Source organism: Nocardia sp. XZ_19_369, from assembly GCF_015355715.1.
In the GTDB taxonomy this organism is placed as follows: domain Bacteria; phylum Actinomycetota; class Actinomycetes; order Mycobacteriales; family Mycobacteriaceae; genus Nocardia.
This window is the reverse complement of sequence record NZ_JACVED010000002.1, coordinates 829778-851138: the sequence shown is the minus strand read 5'-3', so window position 1 is coordinate 851138 and position 21361 is coordinate 829778. Positions and strand designations below refer to the sequence as shown.

The following is a 21361-nucleotide window of genomic DNA, read 5'->3' as shown; positions in this document are numbered from 1 at the left end:
TCGTCAGCGAGCGGACTCCGTCTGACTGTCTCGCCTGCATCGATCGTCACGCACTGGTCAGATACGGCCGCAAGAACGCCGCGTGCGACCCAACGATGCCGAATAGCGGGTCTAATTCCGGGCGCGCATCGAAGTGCTGCCGGAGTGAGATAGCCAGGTGAGCGCCGGCCTTCCGTGCATCGACCTGCGCTGCCCTTCCGTGCTGTCAACCTGTCGTAGCAACGCGGCCGTATGTAGCGCGTCCGACGTCGGCCCGGCGCGTCGGCCCGAGGGAGAGACTGGTCGGATGCGCCTCTCGGATACAGTCGCCCAATGGGCCGCGTATGGATATATGCGCTGATCACTGCGGTGGCAACGACGTGGGTCACGGTTCCCGCCCAGTCATCGGCCGAGGAGCCTGCCGGGCGCGATGTGATCGCGCAGATGTTCGGCTGGAACTGGCGGTCCATCGGCCACGAATGCCAGACAACGCTCGGCAAACTAGGCTACAGCGCCGTGCAGACCTCGCCGCCGGAGGAGCATTCCCTTTGGCCGGACAAGGGGTTTCCGTGGTGGCAGAGCTACTCCGCCGTGTCCTACAAGCTGGACAGTCGCTTCGGTACGCGCGACGAGCTGGCGGCCATGGTGCGCAGTTGCCATGAAGCGGGTGTGCAGGTGTACATCGACGCGGTCATCAACAACATGTCCGCGACGACCGAGTGCGGTATCGGCAGCGCGCTCACACCGTACTGCCACTACTGGTATCCGGCGGTGCCATACACCGAGCGCGACTTCCACCATTGCGGCACACCGCATGATGCCGTCGAGAATCTCGCGGACCGCTTCCAGGTGTTCAACTGCCAATCGTTCAACGGGGCAGACCTGGCGACCGGTGACGACTCGGTCCGGGATCGGATCGCCGGTTACCTCAACGATCTGCTCTCCCTCGGTGTCGACGGTTTCCGTATCGACTCGGCCAAATACATTCCGCCCGAAGACATTGCGGCGATCGAGCAGCGACTGAGCCGACCGGCCTACGTCTACCAGGAGGTCATCTACGGCTGGGGTGAAGGCGTGCAACCCGAGGAGTACCTCGCCACCGGTGCCGTGATGGACCTGCGCTACGCCGGAACTCTGAGCCAGATCTTCCGGCATGGGCGGCTCGCCTGGTTGCGCACCTTCAGCTCGGCGCTGCCCTCCGACAACACCGTGGTCTTCGTGGCGAACCACGACACCGAGCACAACGGTTCCACGCTGACGTATGCCGACGGCGAGCGGTACACGATGGCGAACGCGTTCATGCTCGCCTGGCCGTACGGGCGGCCGAAGGTGCTCAGCGGGTACGCGTTCAGCAGTTATGACGAGCCGCCGCCGTCCGATCCGCTCGGGCGGGCGATGGATTCGCGGTGCGGAGATGGGCATTGGTTGTGTGAGCATGCGTGGACGGGTATCGGGGGCATGGTCGGGTTCCATGAGCAGGTCCATGGGCAGCCGGTGGTGGGGTGGGCCGACAACGGTGGCAACAGGATCTCGTTCGGGCGGGGTAGTGCGGGGTACCTCGTGCTCAACGGTGAAGACTTCCCGGCCGACGCAGGTGTCTACCAGACCTCGCTGCCTGCGGGGAGCTACTGCGATGTGCTGCATGGTGTCGTTCAGGGAGGATCCTGCACGGGTCCGAGTTATCAGGTCGACGGCGCCGGTTTGCTGCACGCCGACGTCGCCGCGCAGTCCGGGATCGCACTGCATACCGGGGCGATGATCGCCGAGTAGTACTGGGCGCCATATGGTTTGGCTGCCGGATCGGTATGGCGACGGGGCAGGGGCGCGCCATACGGTCTGATGATCGTGCGCTATTCGGTGGGGTAAGGCTGGACGTCACGGTTGACGAGCGGATCCATGGGCCTACGGCGGCTGGGCGGCGCGCAGTTTCGCGGTCAAGCACACGTTGGGCTGCGCCATACAACTGGGGCTACGCAATACAAGTGGACGACCACGCCGGATCTGCGGAGACGCGCCACAGTTGGCCCGGCGCATGTATGGAGGGAGCGGGGGCCTGGGGTAGCTCGCCGCCGCGGCGTTGTCTCCGAATCTGTCGGTGACGAGCTGGACCTCGCCGCCCAGATGGTGCAGCGGGCCACCCAGCTCGACATCGGCAGCCATTCCGCCGCGTGGTGTCGGCGATCGGGATCGCGCTGTTGCGGCCGCCGCACCACTCCGGGCGGTATGGGCGACGAGCGCAGGGGCTTGTCGCCGCGGCGTCGTTCTCGAAGTTGTTGGTGGCGTCGGCGATGGGGATCGCGCTGTGCGGCCGCCGCAGCAGGCAGCACCACTCCGGCTGGTATGGGGCGACGAGCGCAGGGGCGCAATGGCAAGCTTGTGGCATGGTGATCGCAGGATGAGTCGTGGTGTTTTGGTGAGCGGGGCCTCGCGGGGAATCGGGCGGGCGATTGCCCTGGCGTTCGCGGAGATCGGCGATCGAGTGGCAGTTCACTACTCGTCGAGCCGGGACGATGGCGAGGAAACCTTGCGCGGTCTGCCGGGCGAGGGGCATGTGCTCGTCAGTGGGAACATCGGTTCGCCGGATGCCGTCGCGGGCATCGTGGACGCGGCGGTCGAAGGACTGGGCACGGTCGATGTGCTGGTCAACAATGCGGCGGTCAATATCGCACATCCGGTGGCCGACACCAACTATGCCGAATGGCAGCGGGCATGGCGAGAAACCATGGACGTCAACGTGTTCGGGACTGCCAATATGTCCTACTGCGTAGCCCGGCACATGATCGCCAAGGGCATCGAGGGACGAATCGTGAACATCGGCTCGCGCGGCGCGTTCCGCGGCGAACCCGAATACACCGGCTACGGTGCCAGCAAGGCCGCAGTGCACGCCCTCGGCCAGTCCCTCGCCGTCGAACTGGCCCCCCACGGCATCGCCGTCGCCTCGGTCGCCCCCGGTTTCGTCGCAACCGAACGCGTCGCCCACCGCGTCACCGACGACGTCCGCGCCCAAAGCCCCTTCGGCCGCGTAGCCACCCCCGCCGAAATAGCCTCAGCCGTCCGCTATCTCGCCTCACCCGAAGCCACCTGGACCTCCGGCTCCGTCCTCAACGTCAACGGAGCCTCCTACCTCCACTGACCCACCAGCCGTCGGCCACGCAACCAAGTCGTTCACGATCAACGGGACATGACGGCGCCCGTACTCGCACGTCTGCGCCCTCATGTCCCGTTCACCACCCGACCCCACACCGCACTTTCCGCCAACCTGCCCCATCCCGCTAGCGTAGAGCGACATGATGGTGGCCCGCTCGCACGGATTCCGCCACTATGTCCCGCTCACCGTCCGGTTCCGCGACGAGCGGGACATGACAGCGGCCCCCATCGGCACTTCCCTGCGCTCGTGTCCCGCTCGCCGTCCGACTCCACGCCCTCCGGGACATGACGGCACCCGCTCGCACTTCTGTCCCATTCGCCGTCCGGCCCTGCGACGAGCGGGACATCAGGGCGCTCCTCCTCGCACGTCTGCGCCGCTATGTCCCGTTCGCCGTCCGACTCCACATCGAGCGGGACATGATGGCGGACACATCGGGTCGGCCATGACGGCAGCTCACCAGGTTCCGCCACCGTGCCCCGCCCACAGTCAGGCTCCACGGCGAGCGGGTCATGAGGGCGCCCCCACTCGCATGTCTGCGCCGTTATGTCCTGCTCGGCGCCCAGCTCCACGGCGACCGGGACATGACGTCGCCCCAACTCGCACGTCTGCGCTGCTATGACCCGCTCGCCGCCCAGCTCGACATCCAGGGGGACATCATGGCGGCCCAGCATGTTTCCGCCGTGGTGTCCCGTTCACCGTCCGGCCCTGCGACGAGCGGGTCATGAGGGCGTCCCCACTCGCACGTCTGCGCCGCTATGTCCCGTGCGCCGTCCGACTTGTCGGCGGGCGGGACACGGTGGCGGAGTTTGCGGCGATGCCGCGTGCCCTGTCCCGGTGAACATGAAACGCCCAGCCACTGCGCGATCTGTGCAATGGGACGCAGTGGCAAGCTTTTTCGACGTTGCCGCCACCATGTCCCGCGATCATGAAACCCGATCGGCCACCTCCCACTGGCAGCTCGATCACCGAAACAGCCTGTCGCCAAGGGGATTGCGACGTGGAATGATCCATGCATGGCAGTGCCGGGACGGGTGGCGTTGGTGACCGGGAGCTCGCGCGGGCTGGGGAGTGCTATTGCGCAGCGGCTCGCCGCTGACGGGTTGGCTGTCGCTGTCAACGGTATGGGGGAGGAGAAGGCGCAGGCGGTCGTGCGGACTATTCGCGACAACGGCGGTGTGGCCGAAGCCTTTCCGGCCGATGTCACCGACGAAGATGAGGTGCGCGAACTCGTCGCCGCGGTGACCGACCGTCTCGGCCCGATCGACGTGCTGGTCCTGAATGCGACCGGTCCCCAACCAGAGGCGCCGTTGACCGAAGTGGCCTGGGCGGATCATCTGGCGCAACTGAACTTCTTCGTGAAGAGCCCGATCCTGCTCGCACACCACATAATCCCGGGCATGCAGGAACGCCGCTACGGCCGCATCGTGCACATCGACTCCGAGGTTGCCGACCGCCCACCTCCCGGCCGCTCCGCCTACGCCACCGCCAAACACGCTCAGATCGGCCTGACCCGCAGCTGGGCCCGCGAGCTCGCCCCCTTCGGCATCACCGTGAACACCGTCGCCCCCGGTTTCGTCCCGGTCGAACGCCACGCCGACGTCTCCGCCGCCACTCGCGCCGACTACCTCGCCACCATCCCGGTCGGCCGCCTGGGAATCCCGGACGACATCGCCGCCGCCGTCAGCTTCTTCGCCTCGCTATCAGCCTCTTTCGTGACCGGCCAACGCCTCGTCATCGATGGCGGCCGCTCCCTGCACACCTGAGTGCTCCGCACAGCGGTTACCGAGGAAGGTTCCCGGTCTCCGCATGGAGGCCGACGAGAGGCAGGCTCGCGACCACTCCGCCCACACCGGCTCCGACAGCCCAGCCGACCAGTACATCGGTCGGCCAATGCGCCCCGAGATAGACCATCGCCACACCGATCAGCAGGACAATCACCGCGAACAGGGCGGCCGTCCAGCGACGCTGCCCCGCCGACCAAGGCAACACCAGATAGGTGGCGACTACCACGGCCGCCGTCATCGCCGCGATAGTCGACGGCATAGCCCATCCACCGACCTGAACTACGGCCAGATCCCAGGACGGACGCGCCCGCTGAACCATCTGCTTGAACACACTGGCGACCACCAGCGCCGCCACACTCGCGACGGCGACCGTAACCCCTTGCCACCACCAACGTTTCGCAACCACCACGATCAGCCCCACCGCCCCGACCGCGGCCATGACCGCAGGGCTCGCACCCATATCCATCGCCCACCGCGCCATCGTCGTCAACGTCGGCGTGCGATGCTCGGAAAGCCAGCGCAGGACATCCAGATCCACACTCACCGTGCACATTCTGCCCGTCGGAGCACATCTCCGAGTGGCAGGCGGCTGACGAGGTGCCGACCGTGGTGGTGCGGAACCGCGCGACCACGGTCGGCGCATCCACAGACGGGTCGCTGACGAACATTCGGCATCCGCACCCGCCCGAGTCACGTTGTGCGACATGATGAGTACGTGATTCACGCGTCAGATGGGTACTGGCAATGAATGCGGAGAGTCTCGATCGGTCCGGCAGACCGCAGTTGTTGGTCAGGGACGTGGTCCGCGATGTGATCGCCGAGGTAGCTTCCGAGGAGCTGTCCCTGGTGGACCGGCTGCGTCAGCTCGACGACGAGCATGTGGTGCGATTGCTCAGCCGGCGCAGGCATGGTCGGGATCTACTCGGATTCGGCATCGACGACATGGTGGTGCTGGCGAGCCCGGTGGTGTGGGTGGCGGTCAACGAGGCGGCGAAGCGGTTCACCAACGATGCGATCACCGGCGGCGGCAAGGCCGCACGATTCGGGCTGCGCACAGTGTTCCGCCGAACCGGAGCCGAGTCCACCGTGCCGCCGCTGACCCGAGAACAGATCGCCGAGATACGCACGCAGATCGTGGATTCCGCAGTGCGCAGCGGAATGGCCGACGACCGTGCCCAGGTGATCGCTGACTCCGTAGCGGGTCGACTGCTTCTCAGTGTCTCCACCGACGCCCATGAGCCCCCCGCCGATCCCTGACGCACGATCGAACGCTCAGCGCGGTGTTCGACCAGGGCACCGAGACGCCGATACTGATCGGCCGCGCGGGAAAGGCATTGGCATCACCGTCGAATCGGACACACCCGTCGCGCCGATCCAGGCCAGGGCCTTCGCCGCTGGTACCGCGATTCGGTTCGCACTGCTGCTGGCTTTCATCACGGTGGACAGCCTGTACCTGCTATCGGTCGGCGCATCATGGTATCGGAGCCGCGGCGGCGAATGGTTCGAGCTCTGCCGTCTCGCGGTGGGCCACGACCCGATGCAGCCGTACCGGCCGGTCGAGGCGATCACCTATGCCGCATGGATCGAATCCTGCGATGTCGCACATGGATTGCGGGCACCGGGTGCGTGGATGCCCGTCGGCGCGGTGGCAGTGGTCGGGGTAGCGACCGCGATCTATCTGCTGTGGCCGAGGTGGCGATGCAGGCGTGGTCGACTGCTGCCCATCGATCTGAGCTCATCCGACGAGTTGGCCCAGCGGCTGCGGGAGCTCGTCGCCGTCGCCGGCCTGCGAAGGACCCCCGGATTCGTGATCGACCCGCGGGCCGACACCGTGAGTGCTGTCGTTTTCGGGCGGCTGGGCAGGTACACGGTATGCCTCGATGCCGGTTTGGTGGCGCGCAGTGCTGCCGGTCCGGATGTACTGCGTGACGTGGTGCTGCACGAGCTCGCGCATATTCGCAACCGCGACGTCGACATCACCTACGCGACGGTTGCCCTGTGGCGAGCCTTCTTGCTGTGCGTGCTGCTTCCCCATCTGGTCGGACAAGCGGTGTCGCTGGCGACCGACCCCGAGCTCTGGCGTGCCGAATGGCAATTGGGGCTGCGCGGCCTGCTCCGGGTCGCGATACTTGTCGCCCTGACCTATCTGGTCCGCGCCGACATCCTGCGGAATCGCGAGTTCTACGCCGACCTCGATGCCGCGAACCTCGCCGGGCGCACTGCGTTTTCCTGGCGGACCGAGCGTCCGGGGGGACAGCCGAGATTCGCTGGCCGGCAAAGATTCCTCGGCCTGTGGCGCACCCACCCTGCTGCGGCAGCACGCGTTCGCTCGTTGCGCGATCCCGGGATCCTCTTCGGCGCCACCGCATTGCCGATGTTTCTTACCGGCGTCATCGCTCAGGTCACCAGCGTGACATTGCCCTTGGTGGTCGAGGCCTTTGGTCTGTCCTGGGGCTTCGAGGCCACCAGAGAAGTGTCGACCTGGTTGACTGCCGTGCTTGTGGTCGGCATCGCCGGCTACGCGCTGTGGCGCGCGGTCGCCTACAACATTCTCGCTGGACGCCACGTGCCTGCCGGCTGGGGTGCCGGGGTCTGGCTCGGCGTCGGCATGGCAGTGGGTGAGTTGGTGTCGTTCCGCACGGCAGGTTCCGCGCTGCTGCCGCCGGATCCCGAACTGCTGCTCGTGTTCGTGATCACCGGACCGGTTTTCACCTGGTGGGTCACCCAATGCGCGGAACTGTGGATCCGCGGCTGCCGGGGGCGTTCGATCCGTTCGGTGCAGTTTCTCGGACTGGCGGCCGCCCTCGTCGTCTTCGGCACCTGGTACGGATACTGGATGAGCGGACCGTTCCTGCTGCTGATCGGCCCGCTGCACTCTTTGGACCTGTTGCTGCCGGGCCTCCCGCCTTGGTTCTGGGTCATCGCGGATCTGGGCAATAGACCCCTGGTGGTCGTGGGCGCGGCCGTCCTATGGCTGTTCCCGCTGCTCGCCTTGGTGCGGAAGCCAGGCACCGAAACGCCAGGGTGGGTGCGGCGGGCACGCACCGACGCGCCGGACCACGACTCGACCGTGCATCGACCGGTGTCGCTGCGGCCCGCGGCCGTCGCCGCTGTGCTCGGCGGGGCGCTGAGCTGCGCGGCCGTCGTGATAGTCATGCTGGCTCTACATCCCGACCAGCCACCGGTGGACCAGAGGTTTACTGCGGCTTGGATATACGGCTATCCGATGTGGTTGATGGCAGGCCTGGGGGCCGCGATGGTGGCAACCGCGATCATCGTTTCCGCGACCACCGTTCGGTACCGGCTGGCGATGGCTCTCGCCGCGTCCGGCGGTGCCGGCCTGCTCGGGCTGCTCGGGCTTTTCGCTTTCGCGTCCGTCGACGGTTGTCTCGCGCCGATGCGGGTCATGGGCTACGCCTGTTCGTGGCGGCCATATCCGGCGTGGCTCGTTGTCACGCAACAGGTTCCGTTCGTCCTGGGCCTCGGCATCACCCTGGCTGCGATCGGCGCGCTGATCGGTGCCGTTCTCGCCGAGAGCGGTCGGCGCCTGATCAATCGGCGCCCCGCACCGGCGTCGCGCGACGCGGAGCGGCCCGAATCTCTGATAGTCCGCAGGCTTGTCGTGGCAGCCGTATGCACAGCGGTGGCCGTTCTCGCTGCCAATACCGCGCGCAACTATTACGTGCGAGACGACCCTGCCGTCGACGCCGTCGCCACGCTCGGCCGGGAAGCGCAGCGCACACCGGACATGATCTCGCGACAGGTATGGGCGTGGCTGAAGGTCGGTGGCCACGACCGGATCACCAAGCTCAGCCAAGACTTTCGACAGTGGGGCGTAGCCGCAGGCGACGCGGTCCGCGCCGCCGAACAGGCCGGTCAGCCCACAGTGGATGTCGACTCGGCGGTGTTCCTGCCGATCTGTACCGCCATCGTCCGCGACGCCGACGACGCCGCGCAGTTCATACCGATTCCGGATGCCGAAGCCCAGGACGAATGGGCGAAGACCCATCTCGCAGCCGCCCAAGCCGGCAGCGACTGCCGAAACAGCCTGCAAACCAACGACGACGCCTTGTTCGACAAATCAATGAACGAGGGCCTCACCGCCGTTACCGCCTACGAGGCTTTGCTACGCCGCCTCGACGCCGTCGGCGCACTGGAAACCGGCCCGTAGCTACGGCGGGTTGATAGCCGACAGCCGCACTCGCTCTCGGGATTTGCACTGTCTACGGGGCCCGTAACCGGTGCGGATCCCTAGAGCAGGTGCGGGCCTAGAGAAGCGCGTGGCGTCGGATGTTCAGAGCAGCAGGCCGGGGCGCAGTCGATCGGCTGGTCCCGGCGCACTAGGTCTGGTGGCCGCCGCAGGGAAAATGCGTCTGCCGCACACCCGATAACAGGTATGCGGCAGACGCAGAACAACTCTCAGCGGACGAAGGTCGACGCCCGGTCGGCGAGATCGAGCAGCATCTGCGGGAAGATGCCGAGGACGATGGTTGCGCCGGCGCCGAAGGTGACGACCGTGGTGGTGAGGAAGGGGGCGACCACGGTGGGGGCGTCCGCGGGTGGGTCGGTGAAGAACATGAGGACGATGACTCGGATGTAGAAGAAGGCGGCGATAGCGCTGCAGATGACGCCGACGATCACCAGGAACGAGGCGTCCCCTGCGGCCGCGGCTTCGAAAACGGCGAACTTGCTGACGAATCCGCTGGTCAGCGGGAGACCGGCGAAGGAGAGCAGGAACAGGGCGAAGACGCTGGCGAGCCACGGGGAGCGGCGGCCGAGGCCTGCCCATTGGGACAGGGTGGTGGCTTCGTCGCCTGCGGCGTCACGGACGAGGCTGACGACGGCGAACGCGCCGACAGTGCCGAGACCGTAGGCCACCAGGTAGAACAGGATCGCCGAGACGCCCTTGTCGTTGGCGGCGACCAGACCGGTCAGGATGAAACCGGCATGGGCGACCGAGGAATACGCGAGCATCCGCTTGACGTCGGTCTGCGTGATCGCCATGACAGCGCCGACGGCCATGGTGGCGATGGCGATGGCGGCGAGCACCGGACGCCAGTCGTCGCGCAGTCCGGGCACCGCGACTTGCAGCACCCGCAACAACGCACCGACTGCCGCGATCTTGGTAGCCGCCGCCATGAACGCCGTAATCGGTGTCGGCGCACCCTGATACACGTCGGGCACCCACGACTGGAACGGCACCGTGCCGATCTTGAACAGCAGCCCCACCGCGAGCATCGCCACACCGAGCAGCGCGAGCATCGCGTTGTCCGGATGCCGGGCAATGGCATCGGCGATCCCGGCCAGCTGCACCGTGCCCGCCTGCCCGTACAGCAGCGCGACACCGTAGAGGAAGAACGCCGACGAGAACGCACCGAGCAAGAAGTACTTCAGCGCCGCTTCCTGGGACAGCAGCCGCTTGCGCCGGGCCAGCCCGCACAGCAGATACAGCGGCAGCGACAGCACCTCGAGCGCGACGAACATGGTGAGCAGATCATTCGACGCCGGGAACAGCAGCAGCCCGCCGACCGCGAGCAACGTCAACGGGAACACCTCGGTGGTCGCGATCCCGGCCCGCAGCGCGGTCCGCTCCATCGCACTCCCCGGCACCGAAGACGCCTGCGGCGTAAACGCATCCACCCCGCGCCCGAGTGTCGCCGCGGCCACACTCCAGGTGCCGGGACCGCTGCGCGCCTCGACCCGCGGTTCGGCGCCGCGCTCGGCCATGAACAGCACCCCGAGGATCGCCACCACCAGGATGGTGCCCTGCAGGAACAGCGTGACCCCGTCGACGGCGACCGCGCCGACCATCGCAGTGCCCTCGGTGCCGGCGAGCAGCACCACCGCGACCAACGCGGCGACCAGACCGGCGAGGCTCAGCAGCAGCTGCGTGCCGAACCGGAACCGCCGCCCCATGAAGGCCTCGACGAGCACACTGGTCACACCGGCACCCAGCACGATCAGCATCGGCGAAAGAAGCCCGTATTCGATGCTCGGAGCCGGAATCGTTGCGGCGAGGGTTGTTCCGTAGTCCAAGGAAGTCACTTAGGCCGTCCTCGAGAAGGTGATCATCGTGGCGAGCAGACCCGCGACGACGAGAGCGATGGCGACGCGCACACTGATGCGACTCATTTGTGGACACCTCCGGGATGTTCGGCCTTGCCCGCCTCGGGCAGCGTGGGCACCGCGGGTTCGGGATCGTGCTTGCCGATGGTGATCAATGTCTGGCTCACCGCGGGATTGATGAAGTCCAGGATCGGTTTCGGATAAACACCGAAGAACAGCAGCGCCGCGATCAACGGCACCACCACCGCGAGCTCGCGGGGCACCAGGTCGTAGATGTGTTCGTTGCCCTCCTTGACCGGGCCGGTCATCATCCGCTGGTAGAGCCACAGCACATACAGCGCCGCGAGCACCAGCGCACCGGTCGCGACGACGGCGGCGAACTGGTAGCGGCTGAAGGTGCCGACCAGCACCAGGAATTCGCTGATGAACGGCGCGAGCCCGGGCAGCGAGAGCGTGGCCAGACCCGCGATGAAGAAGCTGCCCGCCAGTACCGGCGCCACCTTCTGCACGCCGCCGTAGTCGGCGATGAGCCGAGTACCGCGGCGCGACACCAGGAATCCGGCGATCAGGAACAGCGCGGCGGTGGAGATGCCGTGGTTGACCATGTACAGCGTGGCACCGGTCTGTCCCTGACTGGTCATCGCGAAGATGCCCAGGATGATGAAGCCGAAGTGGGAGATCGAGGTGTAGGCGATCAACCGCATCACGTCGGTCTGCCCGATGGCCAGCAGCGCACCGTAGATGATGCCGATCACGGCGAGCGTGATCACCAGCGGCGCATAGGTACTCGACGCGTCGGGGAACAGCATCAGGCAGTAGCGCAGCATGCCGAAGGTGCCGACCTTGTCGACCACCGCCATCATCAGCACCGCACTCGACGGTGTCGCGGCGACGGCGGCGTCGGGCAGCCAGGTGTGCAGCGGCCACAGCGGCGCCTTCACCGCGAAGGCGAACATGAAGCCGAGGAACAGCGCGTTGAGCACCGCGGGTGCGGCGCCGAGCTGTCCGGAGTTGGCGGCGGCGACCACCGTGCGGAAGTCGAAGGTGCCCGCCGAGTCCGCGCCGAGCCCGTTGCGCGCGGTGACCACGTACAACCCGATCACCGCGGCCAGCATGATCAGCCCGCCGAACAGGTTGTACAGCAGGAACTTCACCGCCGCCCGCGACCGCTGCTGGCGCAACTCCACATTCGCCGACCGCGGTCCGAAGCCACCGATGAGGAAGTACATCGGGATCAACATGGCTTCGAAGAACACGTAGAACAGCAGAATGTCGAGCGAGACAAAGGAGATCAGCACCATCGCCTCGACCAGCAGCGTCAGCGCGACATAGGTGTGCGACACCCGCCGCCCGCTGCCGACCTCGCGCTCGTCGTGCCAGCCGGCCAGGATCAGCAGCGGCACCAGCGCGGTGGTGAGCAACACCAGCACCAGCGCGATGCCGTCGACGCCGACGGTGTATCCGGCGCCGAAGGCCGGAATCCACTCGTGGTCCTCGACGAACTGGTACTGCTCGCCACCGGGTTCGAAGCGCACGGCGAGCACGACGGCGAACGCCAGCACCGCGATGGATACCGCCAGCGCGACACAGCGCGCGAGCAGTCGTTGCGCGGCGGGCAGCGCCAGCACGACGACCGCGCCGATCACAGGCGCCAACCACAACGTGGTCAACCAGGGAAAGTCCTTCACCACAACCTCACCGCCAGCAGGGCGGCAGCCACCAGGGCCGCGCCGGTGAACATGGACAGGGCATAGGACCGCACGAATCCGGTCTGTACCCGCCGGATTCGAGCGGACAGCCCACCGATCAGCGCGGCCGTCCCGTTGACGATCCCGTCGATGCCCCGGTTGTCGAGGAACACCAGCGCGCGGGTCAGGTAGCTGCCCGGGCGCATGAAGGCCGCCTCGTTGACCGCGTCACCGTAGAGGTCCTTGCGGGCCGCGAGGGTCAGCGCGGAGACGGTTGCCGGTGCGCGCTCGGGGATGTCGCGCTGCGCGTACTGGTAGTAGGCGATGCCGACACCGACGGCGACCACGGTCAGCGCGAGCGCGGTCACGACAGCCGCCGGGACGACATGCTCACCGTGATGCACGCCGACAACCGGCGCGAGCCAGTTCTGCAGCGAGGCACCGAACGCGAACAGCGCACCCGCCGTGACTGATCCGATGGCGAGCAGAATCATCGGCCCGGTCATCACCGCAGGCGCTTCGTGCGGGTGGGTGTCGGGCTTCCAGCGGCGTTCACCGAAGAACGTCATGATCATGACCCGCGTCATGTAGAACGCGGTGATCCCCGCACCGAGCAGCGTCACCGTGCCGAGCACCAAGCCGCTGACGCCACCTTGGTTGAACGCCACCTCGATGATCTTGTCCTTGGAGAAGAACCCGGCGAACGGTGGCACGCCGATGATGGCGAGGTAGCCGAGCCCGAAGGTGACGTAGGTGATCGGCAGCAGTTTGCGCAGTCCACCGTAGCGGCGCATGTCGGTCTCGTCGTCCATCGCGTGCATCACCGAACCGGCCCCGAGGAACAGTCCGGCCTTGAAGAACCCGTGGGTGAGCAGATGCATGATGGCAAAGGCGTAGCCGGCCGGGCCGAGGCCCGCGGCGAGCACCATGTAACCGATCTGGCTCATGGTCGAGGCGGCGAGCGCCTTCTTGATGTCGTCCTTGGCGCAGCCGACGATCGCACCGAACAGCAGCGTCACCGCGCCGACGAGCACGACGCCGAGCCGCGCGTCCGGCGCGAGGTCGAAGATCGGACCGGACCGCGCGATCAGGTACACACCCGCGGTGACCATGGTGGCCGCGTGGATGAGCGCCGACACCGGGGTCGGGCCTTCCATCGCGTCCCCGAGCCAGGACTGCAGCGGCACCTGCGCGGACTTACCGCACGCGGCGAGCAGCAGCAGCAACCCGATTGCGGTGAGCGTGCCCTCCCCGGCCTGCGGCGCACCCGCGAACACATCGGTGAAGTTGATCGAGCCGAACGTCGAGAACATGACGAACATGGCGATCGCCAGCCCCATGTCACCAACCCGGTTGACCACGAACGCCTTCTTGGCCGCGGTGGCCGCCGAGGGCTTGTGGTACCAGAACCCGATCAGCAGGTAGGACGCCAGACCGACGCCTTCCCAGCCGAGGTAGAGCACCAGGTAGTTGTTCGCGAGCACCAGCAGCAGCATGGCCGCCAGGAACAGGTTGAGGTAGCCGAAGAATCGGCGCCGTCCCGGATCGTGGCTCATGTAGCCGATGGAGTAGATGTGGATCAGCGAGCCGACGCCGGTGATCAGCAGCGCGAAACACATGGACAGCTGGTCCAATTGCAGGCTGAAGTCGGCTTGCAGCCCGGCCACCGGCACCCAGCTGAACAGGTCGGTGTGGATGCCGCGCTGCGCGGTGTCGCGGCCGAGCATGTCGAAGAAGCCGATGCCGGCGACCACGAACGCGGCCAGCGCCAGCGCGGTGCCGAGCAGGTGCCCCCACTTGTCGCTGAAACGGCCGGTGAGCAGAAGGAATACCGCACCTGCGAGCGGCAGGGCGGGCATGAGCCAGAGCGTCGCTGTACCCATATCAGAACTTCAACAGGTTGGCGTCGTCGACCGAGGTCGAGCGGCGGGCGCGGAAGATGGTCATGATGATGGCAAGGCCGACAACGACTTCGGCCGCGGCGACCACCATGGTGAAGAACGCGAACACCTGGCCGTCCAGGTTCGCGTGCAACCTGGCGAAGGTGACGAACGCGAGGTTCACCGCGTTGAGCATCAGCTCGATGCACATGAACACCACGATGGCGTTGCGCCGCAGCAGCACGCCGGCCGCGCCGATCGTGAACAGCAGGGCGGACAGGAACAGGTAGTTCTGGGGATTCACCGGTTGCCTTCCTCGTCGCGCTGGTTCTCGGTCGCGACCGAGGTAGCGGGTGCTTCGGTCGTGGAAGCGACCGAGTTGCCGGGTGCTTCGGCTGCGGCCGGGGTGACTGCCGCCTCGGCGAGCGCCCGGGTGCGGCGGTGCCGCAGGATGGTGCTGACCGACAGTTCCTCGAAGGAGCCGTCGGGCAGCCTGGCCAGAATGTCGACCGCGTTGTGCCTGGCGTAGACGCCCGGCGTCGGCAGCGGGGTGGCCCGGTGGCCTGCCTCGCGGAACCGGCGCACCGACATCTCGCGCTGCCCGATCTTCGGCCCGAACTGCTCGCGGTGCGCGAGCACCATCGCGCCGATGGTCGCGGTGATCAGCAGCGCGCCGGTGAGCTCGAAGGCCCACACGTAGCGCACGAAGATCAGCTCGGCGAGCTCGCCGATCACGTCGCGGCCCGCGAAACCGGTTGCCGGGAAGCTGATCTCGGATTCCCGGATGCCGCGGGCGATACCGCTGATCAGCAGCATGCCGAAGCCGACGCCGACCGCCGCCGCGGCGAACTGCTGCCCGCGCAGGTTCTCTTTCAGCGATTCGGCGGAGTCGACACCGACCAGCATCAGCACGAACAGGAACAGCATCATGACCGCGCCGGTGTAGACGACGATCTGCACGACGCCGAGGAACAGTGCGTCCTGGGCCATGTAGAACACGGCGAGCACGATCATGGTGGCGGCCAGGCAGATCGCCGAATGCACGGCCTTGCGGGCGAACACCATGCCGAGCGCGCCGACCACGGCCAGCGGCGCGAGCACCCAGAAGTTCACCGCCTCGCCGGTCCCGGTCCGGGTGAGTGGCTCGGCGGCCAGTATCAGCGAGTTCACCGCGACCCTCCTTCCACGCCCACCGCGGCGGGCTCCTTCGGGCTCTCCGGCGCGTCGGTTGCGTTGCCTCCGTTGGCTTCCTGCGCACTGCCGGGCACGTTGCCGCGGTAGTAGTCGCCCTCGTCGGCGCCCGGGTACATGTCGTGCGGCGGGGCGGACATGCCCGGCTGCAGCGGCACCAGCAGCCGGTCCTTCTCGTAGATCAGGCCGGCGCGGTTGTCGTCGGTCATCTCGTAGTCGTTGGTCATGGTCAACGCGCGCGTCGGGCACGCCTCGATGCACAATCCGCAACCGATGCAGCGCAGGTAGTTGATCTGGTAGACCTGCCCGTACCGTTCACCCGGCGAGAAGCGTTCCGTCTCGGTGTTGTCCGCGCCTTCGACGTAGATGGCGTCGGCGGGGCAGGCCCAGGCGCACAGCTCGCAGCCGATGCACTTCTCCAGCCCGTCCGGGTGCCGGTTGAGCTGATGACGCCCGTGGTAGCGCGGCGCGGTCGGCACCTTCTGTTCCGGATAGAACTCGGTGTTCGGCTTCTTGAACATGGTCGCCGCGGTCACCGCGAATCCGGCCAGCGGATCGAACAGTCCCGACTTGGCCACGTCGCGGGGACGGTCGGGCAGCGGCGGTGTCGGGAAGCCCAGGAACACAGCGGAATCCGCGGTCGGTGCGGCCGGGACCGGCTCGGCGGGCGGCGGCGCGCCACCCTTGCGCCCGGCCCGCAGGAACATCCACACCATCAACCCGGAGACCAGCAGCCCGCCGATGACGAGCGCCGGAGTCTGGATCTCGTAGCCCTCGGCCTGCAGCACGCGAGCGGTGGCGACCAGCATCACCCAGAGCAGCGAAGCCGGGATGAGCAGCTTCCAGCCGAGGTTCATGAACTGGTCGTAGCGCAGGCGGGGCAGCGTGCCGCGCAGCCAGATGAACACGAACAGGAACATCCAGACCTTGGCGGTGAACCACAGCACCGGCCACCAGCCGCTGTTCGCGCCGTCCCACATGTTCAACGGCCACGGCGCGTGCCAGCCACCCAGGAACAGGGTGGTGGCGAGCGCGGAAACCGTTGCCATGTTGATGTATTCGGCCATCATGAACATGGCGAACTTCAGCGAGGAGTACTCGGTGTGGAAGCCACCGACCAGCTCGCCCTCGGCCTCGGGCAGGTCGAACGGGGCCCGGTTGGTCTCGCCGACCATGGACACGCAGTAGATCAGGAACGACGGCAGCAGCAGGAAGACGTACCAGGTGCCGTCCTGTGCGGCCACGATGCCCGAGGTGGACATGGTGCCGGTCAGCAGGAACACGGTGGCGAAGCACAGTGCCATCGCGATCTCGTAGGAGATCACCTGCGCGGTCGAGCGCAGGCCGCCCAGCAGTGGGTAGGTGGAACCCGACGACCACCCGGCGAGCACGATGCCGTACACGCCGATCGAGGTGATCGCCAGAATGTAGAGCACCGCCACCGGCAGATCGGTGAGCTGCAACGCGGTCTGGTGCCCGAAGATGGAAACCTCGGGGCCGAACGGGATCACCGCGAACGCCATCACGGCCGGGATCAGCGAAATGATCGGCGCCATGATGAAGACCGGCTTGTCCACGATGGCCGGGATGATGTCTTCCTTGAGCGCCATCTTCACGCCGTCGGCGATGCTCTGCAGCATGCCGTACGGGCCGATCCGGTTCGGGCCGATGCGCATCTGCATGCGCGCCACGATCTTTCGTTCCGCGACCACCGCGATCATCGGGGTGAGCAACAGGAACACGAAGATGGCGAGGGACTTTCCGATCACGAGCCAGAGTGGGTCGTGGCCGAACAGACTGAGGTCACTCATGCCGGTGCTCCTTCATCCTGTCGTCAGCACGCCGCAGCTGCACGATGCCGCCGGGCTGGGTGGCCAACTGTTCGGCGATCGAGCTGCCCGGCGAGTGCTGCGGCAGCCAGACCACCCGGTCGGGCAGGTCGGTGATCACCAGCGGCAGCGTGACGGTGCCGTGCTCGCTGGCGACGGTCACGTGATCGTCGGTGGCGGCGCCGATTTCGGCGGCCGTCGTGGGGGACAGCCGGGCCACCGGGGTGCGGGCGATGCCCGCCAGATTGGGTTCGCCCTCTTGCAGACGGCCCAGGTCGAGCAGCATGCGCCAGCTGGCCAGCACCGCGGTGCCGGGGCCCGGTTGGGTCAGCGGGTGCGGGCGGTGCGCGGGCGCCGCGACGGGGGCACCATCCCAGGCGCCCAGTTCGGCGAGTTCGGCCCGGGCCGCTTCGGCGTTCGGCAGGCCGAGGCGCACCTTCATCTCGTCGGCAATCGCTTGCAGCACACGCTGATCCGAGAGCGGAGCGGGCTGGCGGCGCACCATATCGTCGCCGAGTGCGGCGGTGAACGGGCGCGGCCTGCCCTCCCAGGTGCGGAAGGTGCCGGACTTCTCCATCGCGGTGGCGACCGGGAACACGACGTCGGCCCGGTCGGTGACCGCGCTGTGCCGCTGTTCCAGGCTGACGACGAAGCGTGCGGCATCGATGGCCGCGAGCGCCCCGCGCGGGTCCGGCAGGTCGGCGACGTCGACGCCACCGATCACCAGTGCGCCGAGACCGGGTGCGGCCTCCAGGATGGCCGCGGTATCGCGACCGGCCGTGACCGGCAGATCCGGCACGTTCCAGACGATCCGAACCTGTTGGCGGGCCGAGGGATCCACCACCGGACGACCACCCGGCAGCAGGCCGGGCAGCGCACCGGCCTCGACCGCGCCGCGCTCACCGGCCCGGCGCGGCACCCAGGCCAGCGCGGCACCGGTCTCGTCGGCGAGCCGGACCGCGGCGGACAGCGCACCGGGGATGCCTGCCATCCGCTCGCCGACCATGATCACCGCGCCCGGTTCGCGCAGCAGGCGTCCGACATCGGAGATCTGGGTGGGATCGGCGCCGGGCGTTGCGGTGTCGCCGTTACGGATGGCGTCGAGCAGATGCGGCTCGGCACCGGGCATGGCTTGGATCAGCTTGCCGGACATCCGATCCAGGCCGCGTGAGGAGTACGGGGCGAGTGAATAGATCGGCATGCGACGCTTGCGCGCGGTCTTGCGCAGCCGCAGGTAGACGATCGGCGACTCTTCCTCCGGCTCGAACCCGACGAGCAGGACGATCGGTGCGGTCTCCAGGTTCTCGTAGCTGACCGTCATGCCCTGGCCGGCGACGCGCGCGGCGAGGAAGTCGGCCTCCTCGGCCGAGTGCGCCCTGGCCCGGAAGTCGACGTCGTTGGTGCCCAACGCGATTCGCGCGAACTTGGCGTAGGTGTAGGCGTCCTCTTCGGTGACGCGCCCACCCACCAGCACGCCCGCGCTGCCGAACGCGGCGGCCAGCCCTTCCGCGGCCGCGGCGAGCGCCTCGGACCAGGAGGCGGGCGCCAGCTTGCCGTCCCAGCCGCGGACCAGCGGCGTGGTGAGGCGGTCGCGTTCGGTCGCATAGGCGAAGGCCCAGCGGCCCTTGTCGCAGTTCCATTCCTCGTTGACCTGCGGATCGTCGCCGGCCAGCCGGCGAAGTACCTTGCCGCGGCGGTGGTCGGTGCGCTGCGCGCAGCCGGACGCGCAGTGCTCACACACATTCGGGCTCGACACCAGGTCGAACGGGCGGGCGCGGAACCGGTAGCTGGTGCCGGTCAGCGCGCCGACCGGGCAGATCTGCACGGTGTTGCCGGAGAAGTAGGAATCCAGCGGTTCGGCCTGTCCGGTGCCGACCTGTTGCAGCGCACCGCGTTCCAGCAGTTCGATGAACGGGTCACCGGCGACCTGCTGGGAGAAGCGGGTGCAGCGCGCACACAGCACGCAGCGTTCCCGGTCCAGCAGCACCGCGGTGGACAGCGGAATCGGCTTGGGATAGGTGCGCTTTTCGCCCTCGAAGCGGGATTCGGCGCGACCGGTGGACATCGCCTGGTTCTGCAGCGGGCATTCACCGCCCTTGTCGCAGACCGGGCAGTCGAGCGGGTGGTTGATGAGCAGCAGCTCCATCACACCCTCTTGCGCCTTGTCGGCGACCGCGGAGGTGAGCTGGGTGCGCACCACCATGCCGTCGGTGACGGTCATGGTGCACGACGCGACCGGCTTGCGCTGGCCCTCGACCTCGACGATGCACTGGCGGCAGGCGCCGACCGGGTCGAGCAGCGGATGGTCGCAGAAGCGCGGGATCTGGATGCCGATCAGCTCGGCGGCCCGGATCACCAGGGTGCCCGCGGGCACGCTGACCGTGGTGTCATCGATGGTGACGCTGACCAGATCGGCGGGGACGACCCCGCTGGCGTTGGTATTCACAGTGGCGGTCATCGCACTCCTTCCGTTTCTCGCACGTCCGCGCCGTCGTCACTGGCCCACGCGGTGGAGCGCGCCGGATCGAACGGACACCCCTGACCGAGGTGCGCGACATACTCATCGCGGAAGTACTCGAGCGACGAGACAATCGGGCTCGCCACACCGTCGCCGAGCGCGCAGAACGACTTGCCGTTGATGGTGTCGCTGATATCGAGCAGCTTGTCCAGGTCGGCTTCGGTGCCCCGGCCGGACTCGATCCGCTGCAACAGTTGGACCAGCCAGTACGTGCCTTCCCGGCACGGCGTGCACTTGCCACAGGATTCGTGCATGTAGAACTCGGTCCAGCGCAGCACCGCGCGCACCACGCAGGTGGTGTCGTCGAAGATCTGCAAGGCCTTGGTGCCCAACATGGATCCGGCGGCGGCGACGCCCTCGTAGTCGAGCGGCACGTCGAGGTGGGCGTCGGTGAACAGCGGGGTGGACGAGCCACCGGGCGTCCAGAACTTCACCGTGTGCCCCTTGCGGACGCCACCGGCGTAGCCGAGCAGTTCCCGCAGGGTGACCCCGAGCGGGGCCTCGTACTGGCCGGGCCGTTTGACGTGTCCCGACAACGAGTACAGCGTGAAGCCGGGCGACTTCTCGGTGCCCATCGAGCGGAACCAGGCGGTGCCGTTGAGGATGATCGGCGGCACGCTGGCAATGGATTCCACGTTGTTCACCACGGTCGGGCAGGCGTAGAGACCCGCGACGGCGGGGAACGGCGGACGCAGCCGGGGCTGTCCGCGACGACCTTCCAGCGAGTCCAGCAGCGCGGTTTCCTCACCACAGATGTAGGCGCCCGCGCCGGCGTGCACGATCAGTTCGAGGTCGTAGCCGGAGCCGAGGATGTTGCGGCCGAGGAATCCGGCCTCGTAGGCCTGCGCGACGGCGGCGTGCAGCCTGCGCAGTACCGGCACCACTTCACCGCGCAGATAGATGAACGCGTGCGCCGCGCGGATGGCGTAGGAGCCGATGATGATGCCCTCGATCAGCGCGTGCGGGCTCGACAGCATCAACGGAATGTCTTTGCAGGTACCGGGTTCGGACTCGTCGGCATTGACCACCATGTAGTGCGGTTTGCTGACGCCGTCCGGGCCCGCGCCCTGCGGGATGAAGCTCCACTTCATGCCCGTCGGGAAGCCTGCGCCGCCGCGGCCGCGCAGGCCCGCGTCCTTGACGGTCTGGATGACCTGGTCCGGCTCCATCGACAGCGCCTTGCGCAGTGCCTGGTAGCCGTCGTGGCGACGGTAGGTGTCCATCGTCCACGACTGCGGGTCATCCCAGTACCTGGTGAGTACGGGAGTCAATGTCATG

Annotated in this window: 15 protein-coding genes; 6 read left to right on the top strand and 9 right to left on the bottom strand. The window is 67.4% G+C overall.

Annotated features, from left to right (window positions below; translation table 11 throughout):
- The first annotated feature begins 312 nt into the window (after positions 1-312).
- From IBX18_RS09875 to IBX18_RS09860, 4 genes are all read left to right on the top strand, one after another.
- The gene (locus tag IBX18_RS09875) at positions 313-1749 is read left to right on the top strand and encodes an alpha-amylase family protein (RefSeq protein ID WP_194833397.1); all 1437 of its coding nucleotides are present in this window, start codon (positions 313-315) and stop codon (positions 1747-1749) included.
- Positions 1750-2374: 625 nt separating this feature from the next.
- Positions 2375-3112: an SDR family NAD(P)-dependent oxidoreductase gene (locus IBX18_RS09870; RefSeq protein WP_194833396.1), complete on the top strand. Its 738-nt coding sequence runs from the start codon at positions 2375-2377 to the stop codon at positions 3110-3112.
- Positions 3113-3636: 524 nt separating this feature from the next.
- Positions 3637-3852, top strand: coding sequence for a hypothetical protein (locus IBX18_RS09865; RefSeq protein WP_194833395.1), 216 nt, complete (start codon positions 3637-3639; stop codon positions 3850-3852).
- 288 nt (positions 3853-4140) lie between these two features.
- Positions 4141-4890, top strand: coding sequence for an SDR family NAD(P)-dependent oxidoreductase (locus IBX18_RS09860; RefSeq protein ID WP_194833394.1), 750 nt, complete (start codon positions 4141-4143; stop codon positions 4888-4890).
- Positions 4891-4906: 16 nt separating this feature from the next.
- Here the strand turns inward: IBX18_RS09860 and IBX18_RS09855 are convergent, their stop codons facing one another.
- Positions 4907-5455, bottom strand: coding sequence for a phosphatase PAP2 family protein (locus IBX18_RS09855; protein ID WP_194833393.1), 549 nt, complete (start codon positions 5453-5455; stop codon positions 4907-4909).
- 200 nt (positions 5456-5655) lie between these two features.
- Here IBX18_RS09855 and IBX18_RS09850 point away from each other — a divergent pair, with 200 nt between their 5' ends.
- Both IBX18_RS09850 and IBX18_RS09845 read left to right on the top strand, forming a co-directional pair.
- Complete coding sequence (locus tag IBX18_RS09850) at positions 5656-6168, top strand: hypothetical protein (RefSeq protein WP_194833392.1); 513 nt, start codon at positions 5656-5658, stop codon at positions 6166-6168.
- The gene (locus tag IBX18_RS09845) at positions 6146-9082 is read left to right on the top strand and encodes a M48 family metallopeptidase (protein WP_194833391.1); all 2937 of its coding nucleotides are present in this window, start codon (positions 6146-6148) and stop codon (positions 9080-9082) included. The genes IBX18_RS09850 and IBX18_RS09845 overlap by 23 nt, the downstream gene beginning before the upstream one ends.
- A 248-nt stretch (positions 9083-9330) precedes the next feature.
- Here IBX18_RS09845 and nuoN read toward each other — a convergent pair whose 3' ends face one another.
- The 8 genes from nuoN to nuoF all read right to left on the bottom strand — a co-directional run bounded on the left by nuoN (position 9331) and on the right by nuoF (position 21360).
- Entirely contained in the window at positions 9331-10956 is a 1626-nt protein-coding gene (nuoN, locus tag IBX18_RS09840) for an NADH-quinone oxidoreductase subunit NuoN (RefSeq protein ID WP_194833390.1), read from the bottom strand.
- A gap of 83 nt (positions 10957-11039) precedes the next feature.
- The gene (locus IBX18_RS09835) at positions 11040-12665 is read right to left on the bottom strand and encodes an NADH-quinone oxidoreductase subunit M (protein ID WP_194833735.1); all 1626 of its coding nucleotides are present in this window, start codon (positions 12663-12665) and stop codon (positions 11040-11042) included.
- On the bottom strand, positions 12662-14548 hold the full coding sequence (nuoL, locus tag IBX18_RS09830; protein WP_194833389.1) for an NADH-quinone oxidoreductase subunit L: 1887 nt from the start codon (positions 14546-14548) through the stop codon (positions 12662-12664). Before nuoL ends, IBX18_RS09835 begins: the two co-directional genes overlap by 4 nt.
- Position 14549: 1 nt before the next feature.
- Positions 14550-14849: an NADH-quinone oxidoreductase subunit NuoK gene (gene nuoK, locus IBX18_RS09825; RefSeq protein WP_107656630.1), complete on the bottom strand. Its 300-nt coding sequence runs from the start codon at positions 14847-14849 to the stop codon at positions 14550-14552.
- Positions 14846-15715 carry an NADH-quinone oxidoreductase subunit J gene (locus tag IBX18_RS09820; protein ID WP_194833388.1) on the bottom strand — a complete coding sequence of 290 codons (870 nt, stop codon included), beginning with the start codon at positions 15713-15715 and terminating at the stop codon, positions 14846-14848. Before IBX18_RS09820 ends, nuoK begins: the two co-directional genes overlap by 4 nt.
- Positions 15712-17547, bottom strand: coding sequence for an NADH-quinone oxidoreductase subunit NuoH (gene nuoH / locus IBX18_RS09815; RefSeq protein WP_194833387.1), 1836 nt, complete (start codon positions 17545-17547; stop codon positions 15712-15714). The genes IBX18_RS09820 and nuoH overlap by 4 nt, the downstream gene beginning before the upstream one ends.
- Complete coding sequence (locus IBX18_RS09810; RefSeq protein WP_194833386.1) at positions 17540-20023, bottom strand: NADH-quinone oxidoreductase subunit G; 2484 nt, start codon at positions 20021-20023, stop codon at positions 17540-17542. Before IBX18_RS09810 ends, nuoH begins: the two co-directional genes overlap by 8 nt.
- On the bottom strand, positions 20020-21360 hold the full coding sequence (nuoF, locus tag IBX18_RS09805) for an NADH-quinone oxidoreductase subunit NuoF (protein WP_194833385.1): 1341 nt from the start codon (positions 21358-21360) through the stop codon (positions 20020-20022). The genes IBX18_RS09810 and nuoF overlap by 4 nt, the downstream gene beginning before the upstream one ends.
- Between the last annotated feature and the right edge of the window lies 1 nt (position 21361).